Annotated in this window: 14 protein-coding genes and 1 riboswitch; of the genes, 4 read left to right on the plus strand and 10 right to left on the minus strand. The window is 68.8% G+C overall.

The annotated features are described in order from the left end of the window. Positions 1 to 49: 49 nt before the first annotated feature. The 3 genes from thiD to thiM all read right to left on the minus strand — a co-directional run bounded on the left by thiD (position 50) and on the right by thiM (position 2333). A complete protein-coding gene (gene thiD, locus L6241_RS02570) occupies positions 50 to 865 on the minus strand; it encodes a bifunctional hydroxymethylpyrimidine kinase/phosphomethylpyrimidine kinase (RefSeq protein ID WP_368244648.1) in 816 nt (271 codons plus the stop codon). Further along, the gene (gene thiE, locus L6241_RS02575; protein WP_368244649.1) at positions 862 to 1515 is read right to left on the minus strand and encodes a thiamine phosphate synthase; all 654 of its coding nucleotides are present in this window, start codon (positions 1513 to 1515) and stop codon (positions 862 to 864) included. Before thiE ends, thiD begins: the two co-directional genes overlap by 4 nt. Continuing rightward, the gene (thiM, locus tag L6241_RS02580) at positions 1509 to 2333 is read right to left on the minus strand and encodes a hydroxyethylthiazole kinase (RefSeq protein ID WP_368244650.1); all 825 of its coding nucleotides are present in this window, start codon (positions 2331 to 2333) and stop codon (positions 1509 to 1511) included. Before thiM ends, thiE begins: the two co-directional genes overlap by 7 nt. Further along, positions 2325 to 2420: riboswitch (TPP riboswitch) on the minus strand. (Overlaps the previous gene by 9 nt.) A 115-nt stretch (positions 2421 to 2535) precedes the next feature. Between thiM and L6241_RS02585 the strand changes: the two genes are divergently transcribed. Further along, positions 2536 to 2847 carry a hypothetical protein gene (locus tag L6241_RS02585; protein WP_368244651.1) on the plus strand — a complete coding sequence of 104 codons (312 nt, stop codon included), beginning with the start codon at positions 2536 to 2538 and terminating at the stop codon, positions 2845 to 2847. A gap of 81 nt (positions 2848 to 2928) precedes the next feature. Here the strand turns inward: L6241_RS02585 and L6241_RS02590 are convergent, their stop codons facing one another. Both L6241_RS02590 and L6241_RS02595 read right to left on the minus strand, forming a co-directional pair. Beyond that, positions 2929 to 3759 carry an SDR family NAD(P)-dependent oxidoreductase gene (locus tag L6241_RS02590; protein ID WP_368244652.1) on the minus strand — a complete coding sequence of 277 codons (831 nt, stop codon included), beginning with the start codon at positions 3757 to 3759 and terminating at the stop codon, positions 2929 to 2931. 77 nt (positions 3760 to 3836) lie between these two features. Further along, positions 3837 to 4460, minus strand: a complete 624-nt coding sequence (locus L6241_RS02595; RefSeq protein WP_368244653.1) for an LON peptidase substrate-binding domain-containing protein — start codon at positions 4458 to 4460, stop codon at positions 3837 to 3839. A gap of 191 nt (positions 4461 to 4651) precedes the next feature. Here L6241_RS02595 and L6241_RS02600 point away from each other — a divergent pair, with 191 nt between their 5' ends. From L6241_RS02600 to L6241_RS02610, 3 genes are all read left to right on the plus strand, one after another. Further along, positions 4652 to 6361: an SPFH domain-containing protein gene (locus L6241_RS02600; protein ID WP_368244654.1), complete on the plus strand. Its 1710-nt coding sequence runs from the start codon at positions 4652 to 4654 to the stop codon at positions 6359 to 6361. Then, positions 6358 to 7770 carry an SPFH domain-containing protein gene (locus tag L6241_RS02605; RefSeq protein WP_229299078.1) on the plus strand — a complete coding sequence of 471 codons (1413 nt, stop codon included), beginning with the start codon at positions 6358 to 6360 and terminating at the stop codon, positions 7768 to 7770. The genes L6241_RS02600 and L6241_RS02605 overlap by 4 nt, the downstream gene beginning before the upstream one ends. Positions 7771 to 8310: 540 nt before the next feature. Continuing rightward, positions 8311 to 8688: a hypothetical protein gene (locus tag L6241_RS02610; RefSeq protein ID WP_368244655.1), complete on the plus strand. Its 378-nt coding sequence runs from the start codon at positions 8311 to 8313 to the stop codon at positions 8686 to 8688. A gap of 43 nt (positions 8689 to 8731) precedes the next feature. Here L6241_RS02610 and L6241_RS02615 read toward each other — a convergent pair whose 3' ends face one another. From L6241_RS02615 to L6241_RS02635, 5 genes are all read right to left on the minus strand, one after another. Next, a complete protein-coding gene (locus tag L6241_RS02615) occupies positions 8732 to 8917 on the minus strand; it encodes a hypothetical protein (protein WP_368244656.1) in 186 nt (61 codons plus the stop codon). Positions 8918 to 8950: 33 nt separating this feature from the next. Beyond that, positions 8951 to 9178, minus strand: coding sequence for a hypothetical protein (locus L6241_RS02620; RefSeq protein WP_368244657.1), 228 nt, complete (start codon positions 9176 to 9178; stop codon positions 8951 to 8953). Between the two features lie 410 nt (positions 9179 to 9588). Next, on the minus strand, positions 9589 to 12165 hold the full coding sequence (locus tag L6241_RS02625) for a DEAD/DEAH box helicase (protein ID WP_368244659.1): 2577 nt from the start codon (positions 12163 to 12165) through the stop codon (positions 9589 to 9591). After that, the gene (locus tag L6241_RS02630; RefSeq protein WP_368244660.1) at positions 12162 to 14315 is read right to left on the minus strand and encodes a site-specific DNA-methyltransferase; all 2154 of its coding nucleotides are present in this window, start codon (positions 14313 to 14315) and stop codon (positions 12162 to 12164) included. Before L6241_RS02630 ends, L6241_RS02625 begins: the two co-directional genes overlap by 4 nt. Before the next feature lie 2 nt (positions 14316 to 14317). Continuing rightward, entirely contained in the window at positions 14318 to 15820 is a 1503-nt protein-coding gene (locus tag L6241_RS02635; protein WP_368244662.1) for an AAA family ATPase, read from the minus strand. Positions 15821 to 15824: the final 4 nt, after the last annotated feature.

Here is a 15824-nt window from a genome sequence, read left to right on the forward strand (position 1 = left end):
CGTCATCGCGTGGCGGTCGGACCGGGTCGGTCGACGACCGCCTCGTCAGTCAACCACGCGGCCACAGCGCCCAGTGGTGATGCACAGGGCCCGCTGCGTGACCGACGGAGAGCTCGTCGGCGTGGGTGAGCGCGCCGGTCAACCAGTCCTTCGCCTGTGCCACGGTCTCGGCCCACGCGTCCCCCCGCGGCCGCAGCGCGGCGATCGCCGACGACAGCGTGCACCCGGTGCCGTGGGTGTGACGTGTCGGGACCCGTCGGGCCGACAGCTCGTGCACCCCGGTGCCGTCGACGAGCAGGTCGACCGACTCATCCCCGGCGACGTGCCCGCCCTTGAGCAGCACCCGGGACGCCCCGAGCTCGAGCAGCGCCTGCGCGTGCCGGTGCATCTCGTCGAGGTCGTGCGCCGCAGCGTGCGGGGTGAGACCGAGCAGGACGGCCGCCTCGGCGGTGTTGGGCGTGACGAGGTCGACGACGGGCAGCAGGGCCCGCACGCCCTCGATGGCGTCCTCGTCCAGCAGCCGCGAGCCGGCCGTGGACACCATCACCGGGTCGAGCACGACCTCGCCCAGCCTGCCCCTGCGCACCAGCTCGCCCACCACGGCGACGACCTCGGCCGAGCCGAGCATCCCGATCTTCGTCGCCGCGAGCTCGACGTCGTCGACGAGGGTCTCGACCTGCTCGCGCACGAAGCCTGCCGGCACGTGGTGGACCCCGGTCACCCCCTTCGTGCTCTGCGCCGTGAGCGAGGTGAGGACGGCGCATCCGTACGCCCCGAGCGCGCCGAAGGTCTTGAGGTCGGCCTGGACCCCGGCGCCCCCGGACGGGTCCGACCCGGCGATCGTCAGGACGTTGGGCACGCTCATGCCGCACCCCCGTCGACGACGGCGCGCAGCCGTGCGGCGGCGGCCCGTGGGTCGTCGGCGGCGCAGACGGCGCTGACGACGGCGACGCCGTCGACCCCTGTGGCCATGACCTGGGGCGCCCGGTCGAGGTCGATGCCTCCGATGGCCACCCTCGGCAGCCGGGTCGCGGCGGCGAGCGCGCGCAGGCCCTCGAGGCCGACGGCCGGGTCGTGGTCGGGCTTGGTCGGGGTCGCCCACACGGGGCCGAGACCGAGGTAGTCGAGGGTGCCCGGCGGCAGCGTCGCGGCCCGCTCGACCTCCTCGACCCGCGCGCACGACAGGCCGAGGGACGCATGCGGTCCGACCACCCGGCGTGCCTCGACCGCGTCGAGGTCGCCCTGGCCGATGTGGGCGCCGTCGGCGCCGATCTCGGCGACGAGGTGGGCGCGGTCGTTGATGATCAGGGGCACGCCCGCCGGCCGGGTGACGGTGAGCACGAGCCGGCCCATGGCCACGACCTCGTCGTCACCGGCGTCGGGGTCACGCAGCTGGACCACGCTCGCTCCCCCGTCGATCGCCGCGCTCACCGTGGTGAGAAGCCCGTGGCGCTGCGTCATCACCGGGTCGGTGACGAGGTAGAGGCCGAGGTCGAGCACCGGGCGGGTCAGCACAGCCCCACCCGCTCCTCGAGCTGATCGGGCGTGAGGGCCGCGAGCTCGTCGAGCAGCCCGACGGCGAAGGAGCCCGGCCCCCGGGCGGTCTGCGCCGCGGTGTCGGCGGCGAGGGTGAGCGCAGCCGTCGCGGTCGCCGCGGCGACGAGCGGGTCTGGTGTCGCGGCGCAGCACGCCGCGACGAGGGCGCCGAGCGCGCACCCGACACCGGTGACCCGTGTCATCAGCGGGTCGCCGTGGGCGAGGCGCACCGTGCGCTCGCCGTCGGTGAGGTGGTCGACCGCGCCGCTCACGGCGACGACGCAGCGGTGCCGACGGGCGATCGTGCCCGCGCCGTCCTGGACGGCCTGGGACGCGGTGTCGTCGGTGGCGTCGACACCCCGGCCGCCGCTGCCGCCGCCGAGCGCGAGGACCTCGGAGGCGTTGCCCCGGATGACGGCGGGCGAGCCGAGCGCGAGCAGCTCGTGCGCCAGCCCCGTGCGCCAGGTGAGCCCGCCGACGGCGACGGGGTCGAGGACCCAGGGGGTCCCGGACGACAGGGCGGCGGACACCCCTTCGCGCGCGCCCGCGGCCGTGTCGTCGTACGGGGTCCCGAGGTTGACGAGGACCGCTCCGGCGACGGCGGCGAGCTGGCCCGCCTCGTGCGGGTTGTCGACCATGGCCGGCGACGCTCCCGCGGCGAGCAGGACGTTGGCGGTGAAGGGCGCGACGACGATGTTGGTCAGGCACTGGGTCAGCGGAGACTCCGCGCGCAGTCGCGACCAGCAGTCGGCGAGGTCGTGCGCGCTCGGCGCGGTGGTGGGCAGGGCGACGCTCATGGGTGACGTCCCTTCGCTAGTACGAGCTAGATCAGGTTCCACGGGTGTGCTCTCAGCCGCCCGAAGGCGGCACCCCGCGTCAGCGACGACGATAGCGAAGGGGGTGGCACCGCCGGGCGGGACGGCTCTGCCGGGCTGCGGGACGGCGCGGTCCGCACGATGATGGGTGCGTCGACCCGACCGACCACGCCTGGAGGCACCGATGACGCACCCTCTCGACCGCACCCGGAGCGCGCCCTCGGCGCTGGCGTCCGGCAGCTGTGTCGCGCCGATCGTCGTCGGGGGCCTCTTGCTTCTCGTCGCCGTCATCTGGGGTTCCTACGCCCAGGTCACAGTCGACGACATGAGCACGGGTGCGTCTCAGTACTTCGGCCCGACGATGCTCGGTCTTACCGGAGTAGGCGGTCTCGTCTACGGGCTGCTCGTCCTCGCCGCGAAGGTGCAGGAGAGCCACGCCATGCTGCTCGAGCTGGCACGGGTGCGGGACGCGGGGGCCGACCGCGCCGAGGCGTAGGGCGGTGGTCTCGAGGCTCCTTCGTCGCACCTCGACCAGCCAAGGGCGTCTCCTTCGTCGCACCTCGACCAGCGAGGCGGCCTACGGCTCGAGGCCGACCATCGCGGCGGACTCGTCCCAGAGGCGGGCGGCCACCCCTTCGTCCGAGGCCACCCGGGAGGTGCGCGAGACGCGACGGCCGTCGAAGTACTGGCCCACCGGCCAGTCGGTGCCCGGCTCGCCCTCGGCGAGCCAGACGAGCTGGTCGGCGCCCTTCGCCGGGGAGGTCATGAGGACCTTCGACAGGGGCGTGCGGTAGAGGGCGCGCATGACGACCGAGGACTCGCTGGCGAAGTTCGTCCCGACGATGCCGGGGTGGAAGGCCGCGGCGGAGATGCCGTCGCCGCCGTGCCGTCGCTGCAGCTCGCGGGTGAAGAGGATGTTCGCCAGCTTGGCGTTGCCGTAGGCGCGGCGCTCGGAGTACCCGTGCTCGAGCTGCAGGTCGTCGGGGTCGTAGCGCGCCATGACCCGCGACGCCAGGCTCGAGGTCTGCACGACGCTCGCCCGGCTCGCCGCGAGGGTTGGCAGGAGCAGCCGCGTCAGCAGGTAGCCCGCGAGGTGGTTGACCTGGAAGGTCGCCTCGAAGCCGTCCTCGGTCAGCCGCCGGCTGCCCAGGACTCCCCCGGCGTTGTTCGCGAGGACGTCGATCCGCGGGTACTGCGCGCCGAGCGCGTCCGCGAGCGCCCGCACCTCGGTGAGGCGGGCGAAGTCGGCGACGAAGGGGGTGCCCCCCACCTCGGCGGCGACCGCCTCGGTCTTCTCCCGGGAGCGCCCGACGACGGCGACCTCGTGCCCGTGCTCGGCGAGCTCGCGCGCGGCGGCGGCACCGATGCCGTCGCTGGCACCGGTGATGACGACGGTCTTGCGGTCCATCCAGGTCTCCTCGAGGTGGGGAGGCACCAGTGTGCGGGAGAGTCGCTCGACGACGCCCCGCAGCCGTGGCCCGTCGCTCAGGCCGGGTCGTCGGGCATCTGGAGGCGCAGCAGCTCCACCGCGTCGCTCGTCAGCCGCCCCGTCGTCTCCAGCAGCTCGCGCAGCGACGTCGAGCGCAGCAGCGTCAGCTGATCGAGGGAACCCAGGGGCGAGAGCCAGGCCAGCTGCCAGCTCCGGGCGACCGGGTCGTCGGCCAGCTCGACGTCGGCCGGCCAGACCTGCGAGCGGTGCTCGCTCATCACCGCCAGGGCCCTCCTGACGACGCGCTCGGTCTCAGCGAGCCTCTCGTGGTCCTCGCCGGACCACGTGAGGTCCGGGAGGCGACGCACCTCGGCCCGCGGGTAGGGGTCGTCGGGCAGCCACCGCTCGACCTCGACACGCTCGTGCCCTCGCGCCAGCAGCACGAGCCGGCCGTCGGGCAGCCGGCCCATCTGCTCGACGCTCGCCACGCAGCCGACCGTGAACCGCCGGTCTCCCCCGCCGACCTCGGAGCCTCGCTCGATGAGCACCGCGCCGAAGCACCGGTCGCTGCCGACGACGTCTCGCATCATCGCCACGTAACGCGGCTCGAAGACCTGCAGCGGCAGCGGCTGCCCGGGGAGCAGGGCCGTCCCCAGCGGGAACATCGGCAGCACGTCCATCGGACCAACGTCGCACCCCGGACCGTGCGATGTCACCCCCTTCGCGCGAACGCATCGCCGACAACGGGTGCCCCTGGGTGTCGTGGTCTCGAGGCTCGGGCCCTGGGGGCTCTCGCACCTCGACCATCGATGGGTCGCCGTGTGGTTGGGTAGGGCGCAACCAGCCCACCACCGCCTTCAGGGGAGACGGTTTGAGCAACGCACCGCAGCAGTTCATGGACATGGCCCGGCAGGCAGCCGGCAACGCAGGGGTCCGGCAGGCCGTCGGCCGTGCCGCGGGCGGGGGTGGTGACGGCTTCGACCTCAACGCCGCGGACTTCCCGGCGGCCCGGGGCGAAGGGGCATCGGCCGGCACGCGCATCACCTCGGCCTCGGTGAGCCTCGACGACGCCGCCGAGGCGCTGAGCCGCAGCCACTACGAGGCCGGCGCGGCCGGCCCGGTCCACGTCATCACGCCGATGGTCATGCCGAAGGGGCGCCGCCTGCGCGCGATGCTCCCGGTCATCGCCCTCGCGCTCCTCGGCATCGCCGGCAGCATCGTGCTGCTGCCCTTCGACGGGCTCGTGCTCGGCATCTTCGGGCCGCACTACTGGCTGCTCGTGCTGCTGCTCGCCGCCTTCATGTGGTGGCGCCAGGGCATGGTCATGGTCCCCGAGGGGTGCACCGCGCTCATCAGCCGCTTCGGCAAGGTCGAGGCCGAGGTCGGCCCGGGCCGCGTCACCCTGCTCAACCCGTGGAAGCGGGTCTCCTACATCGTCAACACGACGCGGGAGTACCCCTTCAACGCCCCGATCCGCGAGGCCCCGACGAAGTCGGGCGTGCAGGCGAGCGTCGACCTCTTCCTCCAGTTCCGCATCGCCAACGCGCGCGAGTTCGTCTTCGTCCTCGGCGCCGTCCAGGGCTTCCAGGACAAGCTGAACAACGCGATCTCGGAGACGACCCGCTCGCTCATCTACGACCAGGAGGCCAGCGGGATCTACGACCTCGTCGGAGAGAGCACGGCGCGGCTGCTCGAGCAGCTCAACGCGCAGTTCCAGCCGGCGGTGGAGCTGACCACGGCGAACATCACGCACGCCGAGCCCTCGGCCCAGGAGTACCGCATGGACCTCGCGGCGCCGGAGATGATCCGGGTCGCGAAGGAGGCGTACACCTACGACTACGAGCTGGGGCTGAAGAAGGAGCAGAACGAGGGAGATCTCAACAAGGACCTCGCCTCGCTCAACGAGAGCCTGTCGGCCATCCAGGCCGACATCGCGCGCTACCAGGCGCAGATGGACACCGCTCTCGAGCGCGAGACGAACCGCGCGAACGCACTCGCTCGCCAGCGCTTCGTCGAGTCGGAGTCGACGGCCAACGCCAACGCCGCGCTGCTCGAGGCCCAGGCGCTCGACATCCGTGCGCTGAGCGCGGCCCAGGCCCCGGAGATCCTCGACTACCGCTACCAGCAGGACATGCTCGACAAGATGGAGAGCGTCGCGGACTCGCTGCCGCAGATCGTGCGGGTCGGCGACCAGGGCGACGGCGTGGACTACCTGAAGATCGCTCGTGAGCTCGTCGGCGGTCAGGGCGGCGCGCTCTTCACCGACGAGGACATGGCCGCGATCCGGGAGCGTCACGGCGCCATCGCCGAGCGCGTCGCGCAGCGCGAAGGGGAGATCGGCGACCTGCTGCAGGCGCCCGAGGAGACGGACGTCGAGATCATCCCGGCCTCGGAGGTCACCGACGACCCCGAGGGCGAGGAGGCCATCGCCAAGATCCGCGAGTCGGTGACCGACGAGGCCGTCACGGCCCAGATGGGAGAGGCCGCGAGCGGTCCCCCTTCGCCGCCGTCCGGTCCCCCCGTCTCACCTCCGGCGACGCCCACCTCTCCCGCCACGACTGACGACGGGGGCACCCGATGAGCCAGCAGATCATGGACACGATGACCGCGCGCGGCCGCGGGATGAGCTCGATCAAGGAGGCCGTCTCCGGGTGGGGCGACGTCGCGCGGCTGCTGCGCGGCGGTGACGGCGGCGCGATCGTGCCCGTCGTCATCCCCAAGGACCAGCGCGGGCTGCGGTGGACCTCGCTCGTGTGGTTCGGGCTGTGGGCCGCGATCAGCGGGCTGCTCCTCACGACCGTCGACCACGGCGGTCTCGGCGGGCTGGCGATCTTCGTCGCGCTGCTCTCCTTCGTCCTCGCCGCCCTGTGGTGGTGGCGCAGCTCGATCGTCGAGATCGAGGAGGGCACGGTCGGGGTGCTGACGAAGTTCGGCGCGATCTCCGGGCCGGGCCTGTCCCCCGGTCGCCACTACCTGTGGCACCCGTGGGCGCGCGTCGCGTACGTCGTCGACGTCACGACCGAGATCCCGTACACCGCACCGGTGCTCAGCTCGCCGACGCACGAGAACGTGCCGCTGAAGTCGATCGAGTTCTTCCTGCGCTTCCGCATCGTCGACGCGATCCGCTTCGTGCAGACGATCGGCGCGGGCAACTTCGACCTCGTGCTGAGCAACTCGGTGCAGGACGCGATCCGCCAGCGCAGCCGGCAGGTGCGCACGGAGAGCGCGTACGACCTGCGCGGCAGCGACGTCAAGGACATGCAGGACCTGCTCAACCGTCAGCTGACGCGCTACGGCGTGCAGATCATGGGGTGCAACATCCCCGACGTGCAGCTGCCCGACCAGTACCGCGAGCACCTCGCGACGCGCGAGCGCGTGGCCAAGGAGCTCGTCGCGTACGAGAAGGAGTGGGAGCTCACCCGCAAGCGCCGGATCGACACGCTGCTCATGGAGATCGAGCGCAGCAAGAAGGTCCGCGACGCGAAGATCGTCGAGGTCCAGGCGTCGCTCAACAAGGCGCGCAAGGACGTCGCGCAGATGCTCGAGGAGCGCGAGACCGAGGCGCAGAAGGTGCGCTACGAGATCGAGACGCGCGCCCGCACCAACCTCGTCGCCGCCCAGGGTGAGGCGAAGGCCCAGGAGCAGCTCGCCACGGCCTACCGCGACAACCGCGCGGTGCTCGGGTACGAGCTCGCCCGCCGCCGTCTCGACGTCGGTGCCGCTCTCGCCGAGCAGGCGCCCCGCCCGGTCATCGTGCAGACCGACGGGTCTGGCGGGGACAGCTCTGCGCTGTCGACGCTGCTCATGGCCCAGCTCCTCCCCTCGATGGTTGAGGGCGGTGGCTCGCGTCGTTCGTCGGTCGAGGTGCGAGGTACGAGCCTCGAAACCACGCCCCCGCCGCCGAGCGCCCGACGGGTCCAGCAGGCCGCCGGCGAGGCGGCTGCCGGCCTCGTCCAGCGTGCCGGGAAGGGTGCGAAGGGCGACGCCTGAGGTCTGAGGCGCACCCGTCGGTCCATAGGATCGGCGGGTGCGCGTCGTCTCCCTCCTGCCGTCCACCACCGAGATCCTCTTCGCGCTGGGCGCGGGAGACGACGTCGTGGGGGTCACCTTCGAGTGCGACCACCCGGCGGAGGCTCGTCGCCGGCGGGTGGTCTCGACCTCGGCGATGCCCGAGGGCCTGTCACCCGGGGAGATCGACAACATCGTCAAGGCCTCGCTGGAGCGGGGAGACGACCTCTATCACTTGCAGGCCGACGCCCTGGCCGAGCTCGACCCCGACCTGGTCGTCACGCAGGACCTGTGCGCCCTGTGCGCGATCGACGTCACCGCGGTGGACGAGGCGATGGCCTACCTGGGGTGCCGGGCGGATGTGCTGATCTTCGACCCGCACACGATCGACGAGGTGCTGGCCTCGGTCATCTCGGTGGGGATGCCGCGGGACGGCGGGCGGAGGCCGACGCGCTGGTCCGGTCGTTGCGGGAGCATCTGGCTGCTGTCGCCGATGCGGTGGCCGGGACCGAGCGACCTCGTGTGCTCGTCCTCGAGTGGACCGACCCTCCCTTCGCGCCGGGCCACTGGATCCCGGAGATGGTCGTCCTTGCCGGGGTTGAGCCGATCCTCGGGGTCGCCGGCGAGAGGTCGGAGCAGACGACGTGGCAGGCCGCGGTGGCCGCCGCACCTGACGTCGTCGTCTGCGCGCCGTGCGGCTACGACCTCGACGGCGCGGCCGCGCAGGCCGCTGTCGTCGCCGAGCACTTCCCCGGGGTGCCCGTCTGGGCCGTCGACGCGAACGGGTCCTACGCGCGACCCGGGCCGCGGGTCGTCGACGGGGTGGAAGCGTTGGCGGGGATCTTGCACCCTGACCGGGTGAGCGGACCTGACCCGGGCACGGCGAGGCCGACCGACTGAGCGGGCCGCGAGTGAATGCAGGTCCCGAAGGGGAGAGGCCCGGTCAGAAGGTCGGGAATCTCTTGAGGTACGGCACCCGCCAGCCCATCGCGTCGTGGGCGGCGCGGTCCGAGGCCATGACCTGGATGTCACTGCTCGTCCGCGCCCATGCCCCGTTGCTCCACCGGTACCGGGTCGACTCAATCACCCAGCCGTGGTCGTAGACCTGGTGCGGGTACGTGGAGATCATCACCACCGCGCCGCTCGACGACACCTTCCGGGTTCAACCGGCGCCATATAAGGCGGCTGAGTCGATCCCCCATCGGTACGCGCCGCCTGGCGCCTTGAGAGTCGTCAGCTGCCCGTTGCGGTATGCGATGACCCGGAAGGACATGGCGTGCGCGCCGACATCGCTGCCGAGGACCAGCTCGTACCCCGGCCGGCCGTCGAAGCGGGCCGCGCCGTGCCAGGTCGACGACCCGTACCAGCGCGCGTCGTGGGACGTGGTCATAACTCGACCCTTCGCCGACCTCACCCGCACCTGGACGCGGCCCAGCCGTCCGTCTCCGATCCCGCTCTGGACGAGGCCGACGCTGTCCGACCGACCGTCCCCGTCGACATCGGCGGTTGACACCACCTTGCACTTGCTCACCCCGGTGCACCCGTTGGCTGCGGCTGCCGGTGACGCTGACGAGCCTGCGAGCACGACTGCCCCGCATGCGAGCGCTGCCGCGAGCCGCGAGCTGATCCTGAGCATGGTTTCTCCCCCGAGTACGTCGCACCGCCCTGGCGCGAGGCATCATCAGTATCGAGAGAAGCCATAGCCCTTCGCAGCCGAACGGGCCAAGCAGCACTACGCCCTCACCGGTCAGCGGGAGAGCGGGAACCAATCATGGGGGCGACGCCGCGACCACTGTCTTCTCACACTCCGTAGATCACGGCGATGTCCGAGTGGTAGTGCTCCAGCGCGGGGCGCCCCGTCTCGAGCACACCCGCACGTGCGACCGGGTCGTGGAGCGGGATGCTCCGGGTCACGCTGCCGAAGGTGCTCGTCATCTCGATCCGGTCGTAGTGGTGGCCGTATCGGTCCGCGTACGAGGCGAGCGCACGCAGTTTGTCCCCAGCGTCATCGAGATGGTGTCCGTGCGGGTCGACGATGGACGCCTTCAGCTCGCCCTCTACCTCGTGGAAGAAGATGAAGTCCGGATGCATCGAGTGCCAGTTCCCCTGATCGTCCCGGTACGCAATGGTCAGCGAGTCCATGGCCGGACGAGAGGGGTTCCGGTACCAGCCCACTGCCCCAGGGCGAGCCATCTCGGTGTCGATCGTATGGAGTTCCCAAGGGTTAAGGCTCGACACGGGGAAGTTCCCGTCCGCGTCCGCCATGACGTGCAGGTCGCGCAGCTCGGCATCCTTGACCTGCCCGGAGTCTTTGTCCACCACCTTGTAGTCCTCCATTCGGACGCGTGAGCGTCCCAAGGCGCTCTTCTGCGGGTCGACGGCCAGGCCTCGAATGGTCTCGTACTCCTGCTGACGCTCGTCGGTCAGCGAGCGTATGTCCGCACCGAACTCCTTGAACCACTCGTCCACCATCGCGTTCGCCGCGGCGTCCACACGCTCGCGCACCTTCCGGGTCGACGCGAGTGCGGCTGTCTTGACAAAGGCGTCCCGCAGGGAGTCCTCGTCGTCGGCCTCGCGGGCCAGGTGGTCGACGTAGGACATCGCGACCTCCGAGCCCAGTGCGGCCTTGGCGAAGTTGAACCCCGTCCGGATGGCACGAGTGTCGGCGCGCACCGCGAAGTCGCGGTAGCTCAGCTTCGATCCACCCACACGTCCGAGGATCTCTTTGACCTTGACCGACCAGATCTCCTCGACGGCGGCGTCGAGGTCTGACGCGTAGTCCTGGGCGCACTCGTCGAGGAGCGGGACCATGCGCTCCTTGACGGCTCTGATCGCGCCTGGCCGGAGGTCGTCGGCCGAGAGCGCCTGGGCGAGCGACACCAGCCGGATGACCGGACGAGCACCGCGGACCGGCATCGTCTGCGACGGAAGCGACTCCCACAGCTGCCACACCTCTTCCGGGATGGCGGGGTTGGGGAGGAGATCCCGCCCGTCGAGATACACGCGCTTCTGCCCGCCTCCGGGCATGTCGTCGAGCTGGCCGGTGAGGTATTTGACGACGTTGCCGGCCGTCGTCCGGTCGAAGAACGGCAGGATGCAGTCGACCGCGTTGAGCCGGTCGTCGCCGGGGACGCGGCGGGCGAGCGGGTTTCGCACCATCCGGCCGAGCAGCTGGGTGATGTGGGTGTGGTCCTTCGCAGCACGGAAGGAGACGAGGACCTCGGCGCGTGGGCAGTCCCACCCGGTCGAGATCGCGTCCTTCGCGACGACGACGCGCACGCTCGTCTTGTCCTCGATGCGCTGGGGCTCGATCCAGTCGACGTCCCACCGGCCGAACCGCACGACCTTGTGCTCGCCGAAGACGTGCCGCACCTGGGTCTGGTCGATGTCGATCACCTCGGCGATGGCGTCGAGCGCCTCGCCGATCTCGTCGTGCTCAGGGGTCTTCGGCGACTGGAGGATCAGCAGCGGGACGACGGGGGTGGTGTCGCGCTGCTCCTTCGCGTACCGGGCCCAGCGCTGCGCCGATGCCTTGAGCCGTTCAGCCGCGACGCGCACGAGGGTGATGTCGAAGACACCGGCCTCGTCGGGGATGCTCAGGGCGATGGTGTCCTTGACGAGCCCGGACTCCTGAACACGAGCGGGGTTGACCTGGACCCTCGGGAGTGCTCGCCGGTTTTTCGTCGCGTCGGCGGCCTTCATCGCGTCGTCGAAGCGCTGGATGGTCGCCGAGATGCCCCAGACGATTGGGATCGGCTTGTAGCCAGCGTGCCCGTTGATGAGGCGCCGCACGAGCGTCGGCTTGTCGGCCACCCGGGCGGGGTTGAAGCCCCGGTGAGCTTCGTCGAGGATCAGGTAGACCGTCAGGTCCTCGTCGTCGATCGTGTTAGAGATCGTCTCCCAGATCGTCCAGCCCTGCGTGTCCGGCGTCGCCTGCAGGCCCGACAATTGGCCCTCCGCCTCCCCGTGGTGTCCTCGGGTGAGGAGCGAGTTCTTGTTCAGCTTGCCCGTGTTGAGGAAGTAGACCTTGCCGGGGGCGAGCTTGGGTTTGGCGAACGGAGGTTCGACGACCACGAGATCGGACGAGGTCAGTGACTCGGTCGCCTCGAGGAGGCGGTCGCGGGTCTGGAGGTTGAGGCTGGGGTCGTCGGAAAACCAGATGACGACCGCGCCGGGGTCGGCCTCGAAGTCGTCGGTCCCGTTGAAGAGCGCTTCGATCGCGGCGGCCGCCATCACGGTCTTGCCTGCTCCGGTGGTCGCGGTGAGCGAGAAGGCGGTCAGATCACCGTCGCGGTGCCAAGCAGTGCGGGCACGGTCAAGGTTGTCGAGAATCTGCTCGGCCGCCTCACTCTGGTACGGCTTGAGCGTGAACCTCATCGGGAGCTCCGTCCGGCCTCGATCTCGAAGTTCCGCAGGTACGCCTCGTACAGCCGAATGGTCTCGACGTGGGGCGGAAGCTCGCGAACGACCGTCTGGAACAGACGATCCTCGTCCGTCACGATGAACGCTACGCAGATGGTTTCGCTAACTGCGGTGACGGCCTTAACGAAGGAATCTGTCTGGTCCAAATCAGCGAGCACGCCGTAACGATCTGTTACGTCCCAGCCGCAAGTGACGTCGTCTATACGACGTCCCGCAGAGCCTGACCGCATCCAAAGAAGCGGGGCGATCTTTTCGAACCGACGATGGCTTGCGACAGGTAACGGCGCTTCGTGTGTCAACGTGAAGAACTCAGCATTCTCCCCCAGGCCATCCGCCATCGAGAACTCCTCATTGTACTTATAGTCGCCCTTCACATCCTCGCCGTTGGAGACAACTCCCGTTATAGCCGCGCGAATTCTGGGCTTGGTAACGGCCTCACATATACCCATCTCTTCCCACTCCGTATCGCCAGGACGCAATCCCTTGATGCGGAACAGTCGTTGAGTCTCAGCAGAAACTTCGTTATTTGTGATTGCAATGCTCTGCCGCCTGCCCCCATCAGAATGGTTTATTCGCATCAGCGCATGGGCGGTGGTTCCCGAACCTGAAAAGAAGTCGACTACAACTGCCTCCGGCTTATCAGCGACGAAAAACTTCAGCACGTCTTCGACAGCATACAGAGACTTAGGGAAGGGAAATTTCACATCCGGAACAAATCGACTGAGGAGATTTGATCCATTAACGCCAGCATCATGTGACGGGATGGACCAGACAGTGCCTGGAACAAATCTTGGGACGGCCAATTCGGTTGGTTCGGTGATTATAGACCCATCAGGTCCCCGACCAGTGATTCTAAATTCACCTCTTTCGACTTTGGCCTGCTCGCCGCTCTTGAGGTAATATAGGGCCGCGCGTCCATTCTTGACCGGGCCACTCCTAACGTACCCGTTCGAGAACGCTTCCCTAGCTTTCGATGGCCCCAATTGCCAGGCCCCTTCACGACCAGATGACCGGATTGGCCAGACCGGTATGGTGCCGGGGGGAGCGTAGTCATATCTCCGCCTATCGTGGTCTTTTGGTAGAGCCTCGCCGAAAGAGTGGATCCCCGACCCGTCCGCCTTGACGAACACTGGATAAAAGCAGCCTGGGCTGTGCTCGCGATGCCCGTTCTCGCTAGTGCGGCTCAAGCTCGCCCAATGCAGTTTCCCGCGGACAGTCTTTCTCTCCGCCCCTCCCGTAAGCCAGTGGGGAGGGAGCTCTAGTGCGGTAGGCCCATCAACACCAAAACTGACCACGAAAATATACTCGTTAACTCGGCTAAATTCTCGCTGTCGTGTGACGTCGCGCGGATTAATCACTGCCGTTATCATCTGAATTCGTGCATCCGGAAAAATCTGCTCAAGGAGTAGACCTAAGCGCAGGTACTCCTTTTCATCGATAGTTACAATAAGACTCGAACGATCAGGGCGGAGCAATCCGCGCGCCATAATGAGACGGCGCTCCATAAATGCGAGCCACTTTGAGTGGCGATATAGATCGTCACTCTCGACGTAGTCGTTGTTGTACTTCCAATCTTTGGCACCTGTGTTGTATGGGGGGTCAATGTAGATGCAGTCCACTTTGCCTCGATGCGTGAAAAGGAGCGCCTGAAGGGCGTGATAGTTCTCCGCATTTATCACGGTGTGGAACGGCTTGTCACCGCCCCGCTCAACGCGACCCGTGGAGACGAGGCCCGGATAGATGGGGTCGCGGAACCCCGCCGCGACCACCACGTCCTCTAGCAAAGCCTCGGTGGCATCCGTCAGGTTTCCTTCGAGTGCCTCGAGACTTACCGTCGGAGCCTCCCCATTCCGGTCGATGGCCACCACGCGCCACAGCCTTGAGTTCTGGGCGGTCGGGGTGTTGCCCCGTCCGGCCAGGACGTGGACCTTGTCACCTCGACGCACCTTGCGACCCGGCAGCTCCACAACCTCGGGGGTATGACGTTCGAAGTTCAGTCCAAACGCGCGTCGGTCGGTAAGCGCGTCGTACTCCTGCCGGAGATCCTTTGCCAGCGCCGGGTCGGTAGACTCGAGGCGGCGAAGCAGGTCGTTGAGTCGAGACAAGATTAGTTCTCCTGGGTCGAGGCGACGGTGAACGTGCCACGGGCGAACGTAGCAAGGATTCGCTGGTGGGTCTGACGAGGCAGACGTCGGTTGCCGGGCTCGCCGAACGGGTTACCGGGACGGGCCGGTGCGTCCCCGAGTAAAACATCCAGTCCTGCACGAGCGACCATCAGCAGCCCGTGCGTCGCACGAGTACACGTAACAGCGAGCCGCCCGAAGGCTGAGTTGAACTCGTTCAGAGTCGACGCACCCGTCAACGGGTGGACCGCAATCGTGATCCCGTTGGTCTGTCCCTGGTAAGAGTCGACTGTGGAGCTCAGCAGGTCCAGCGGCCCGAGGTCGTGCTTTTCCCGAAGCCGTGCGACGGCGTCCGCGGCGTCGTCCACGGCCTGGTTGCGCGTGGCCAAGATCGAGATCAGCTGTTCGCCCTGGGTGTTGCCGGGCCCGATGGCTCGGCGCTCACCCGTCGGCGTGGCGTTCTGGTATGCCGCTGTCTCAAGTGTGAAGCCGGCGGCGAAGAGCTCGTCGAGCAAGCCTTCGACGAACTGCACCAAGGGAAGGTCGACGTCCGCAGCTTCCGGGTCCGGCAGGCCCTCGACCTCGAGAAGCGTCGGGACTCCCGAGCCGACCTGACGCCAGATGTCCCCCGCCGCGCCTGTCAGCTGCGTCGAAAGAGACCGGTCCCCCGGCGCGGCGACGCAGTTTAGCTCGCGCCACTCGGGGTAGAAAGCTCGCCACAGGGCGAGGTGCCCGGCCGCCGGACGCCAAACGGCAGGCAGCTCACGGGACCATGTCCGGTAGTCGCCGTCGTAGTCGGTGGGCCACGCCCGGTAAGGGTTGTAGCTAGGGTCCCCCCGCCAGGGGTTGGACCCGACCTCGAGCGGCGGCAGCTGACCGACGTCACCCACGCCCACCCAGATCGGAGCCGCCTTCGTCACCTTGTCGAAGAGGTGGTGGGCGAGCTGCCACGCCTCGTCCACGAACAGGACGTCGTACGCAGACGAACCGTTCGCCCCCGGGCCGAGGTGGTCGAGCTGGCGCCTCAACTCGTTGATGGCCCCCAGCTTGTGGCTCGTCGCAATGAGGACCTGGGTATCCGGCGGGATGTCCTTCGCAGTGCTGACGACGGTCGCGTTCTCGGCCGCCGCCTGAGGAAGGTCGGGGATCGTCGTGGCCTTCACGAAGAGGCAGACGCTGCGCTTGCCGAGCTCCTTGCCGAGCTTAGCCGCAAGGGGGTGCAATTGCTTGTTGGTGAAGGCGATGATGGCTACACGACGGCACCGCTCGTGCGCCACGGCCGCCTTGACCATCTCGCCGAGCGCGTACGACTTGCCGGCGCCGGCAGCGGCCTTCAGCAGAACCCGTTCGTGGTCCGCGTTCCCGCCGAGCGCCTCCAGGAGAGCCGTCGTGGCGGCAGCAGTCGCCTCGGCGTTGCCCGCGGCGGCCTCGGCGTGGTGAGTGCCGTCAGCCGCGTCAATCGCGGGAAGGGCAAAGGTTAGAGTCATCGCT

It is taken from the genome of Janibacter sp. Y6 (genome assembly GCF_040900765.1).
GTDB lineage: Bacteria > Actinomycetota > Actinomycetes > Actinomycetales > Dermatophilaceae > Marihabitans > Marihabitans melonis.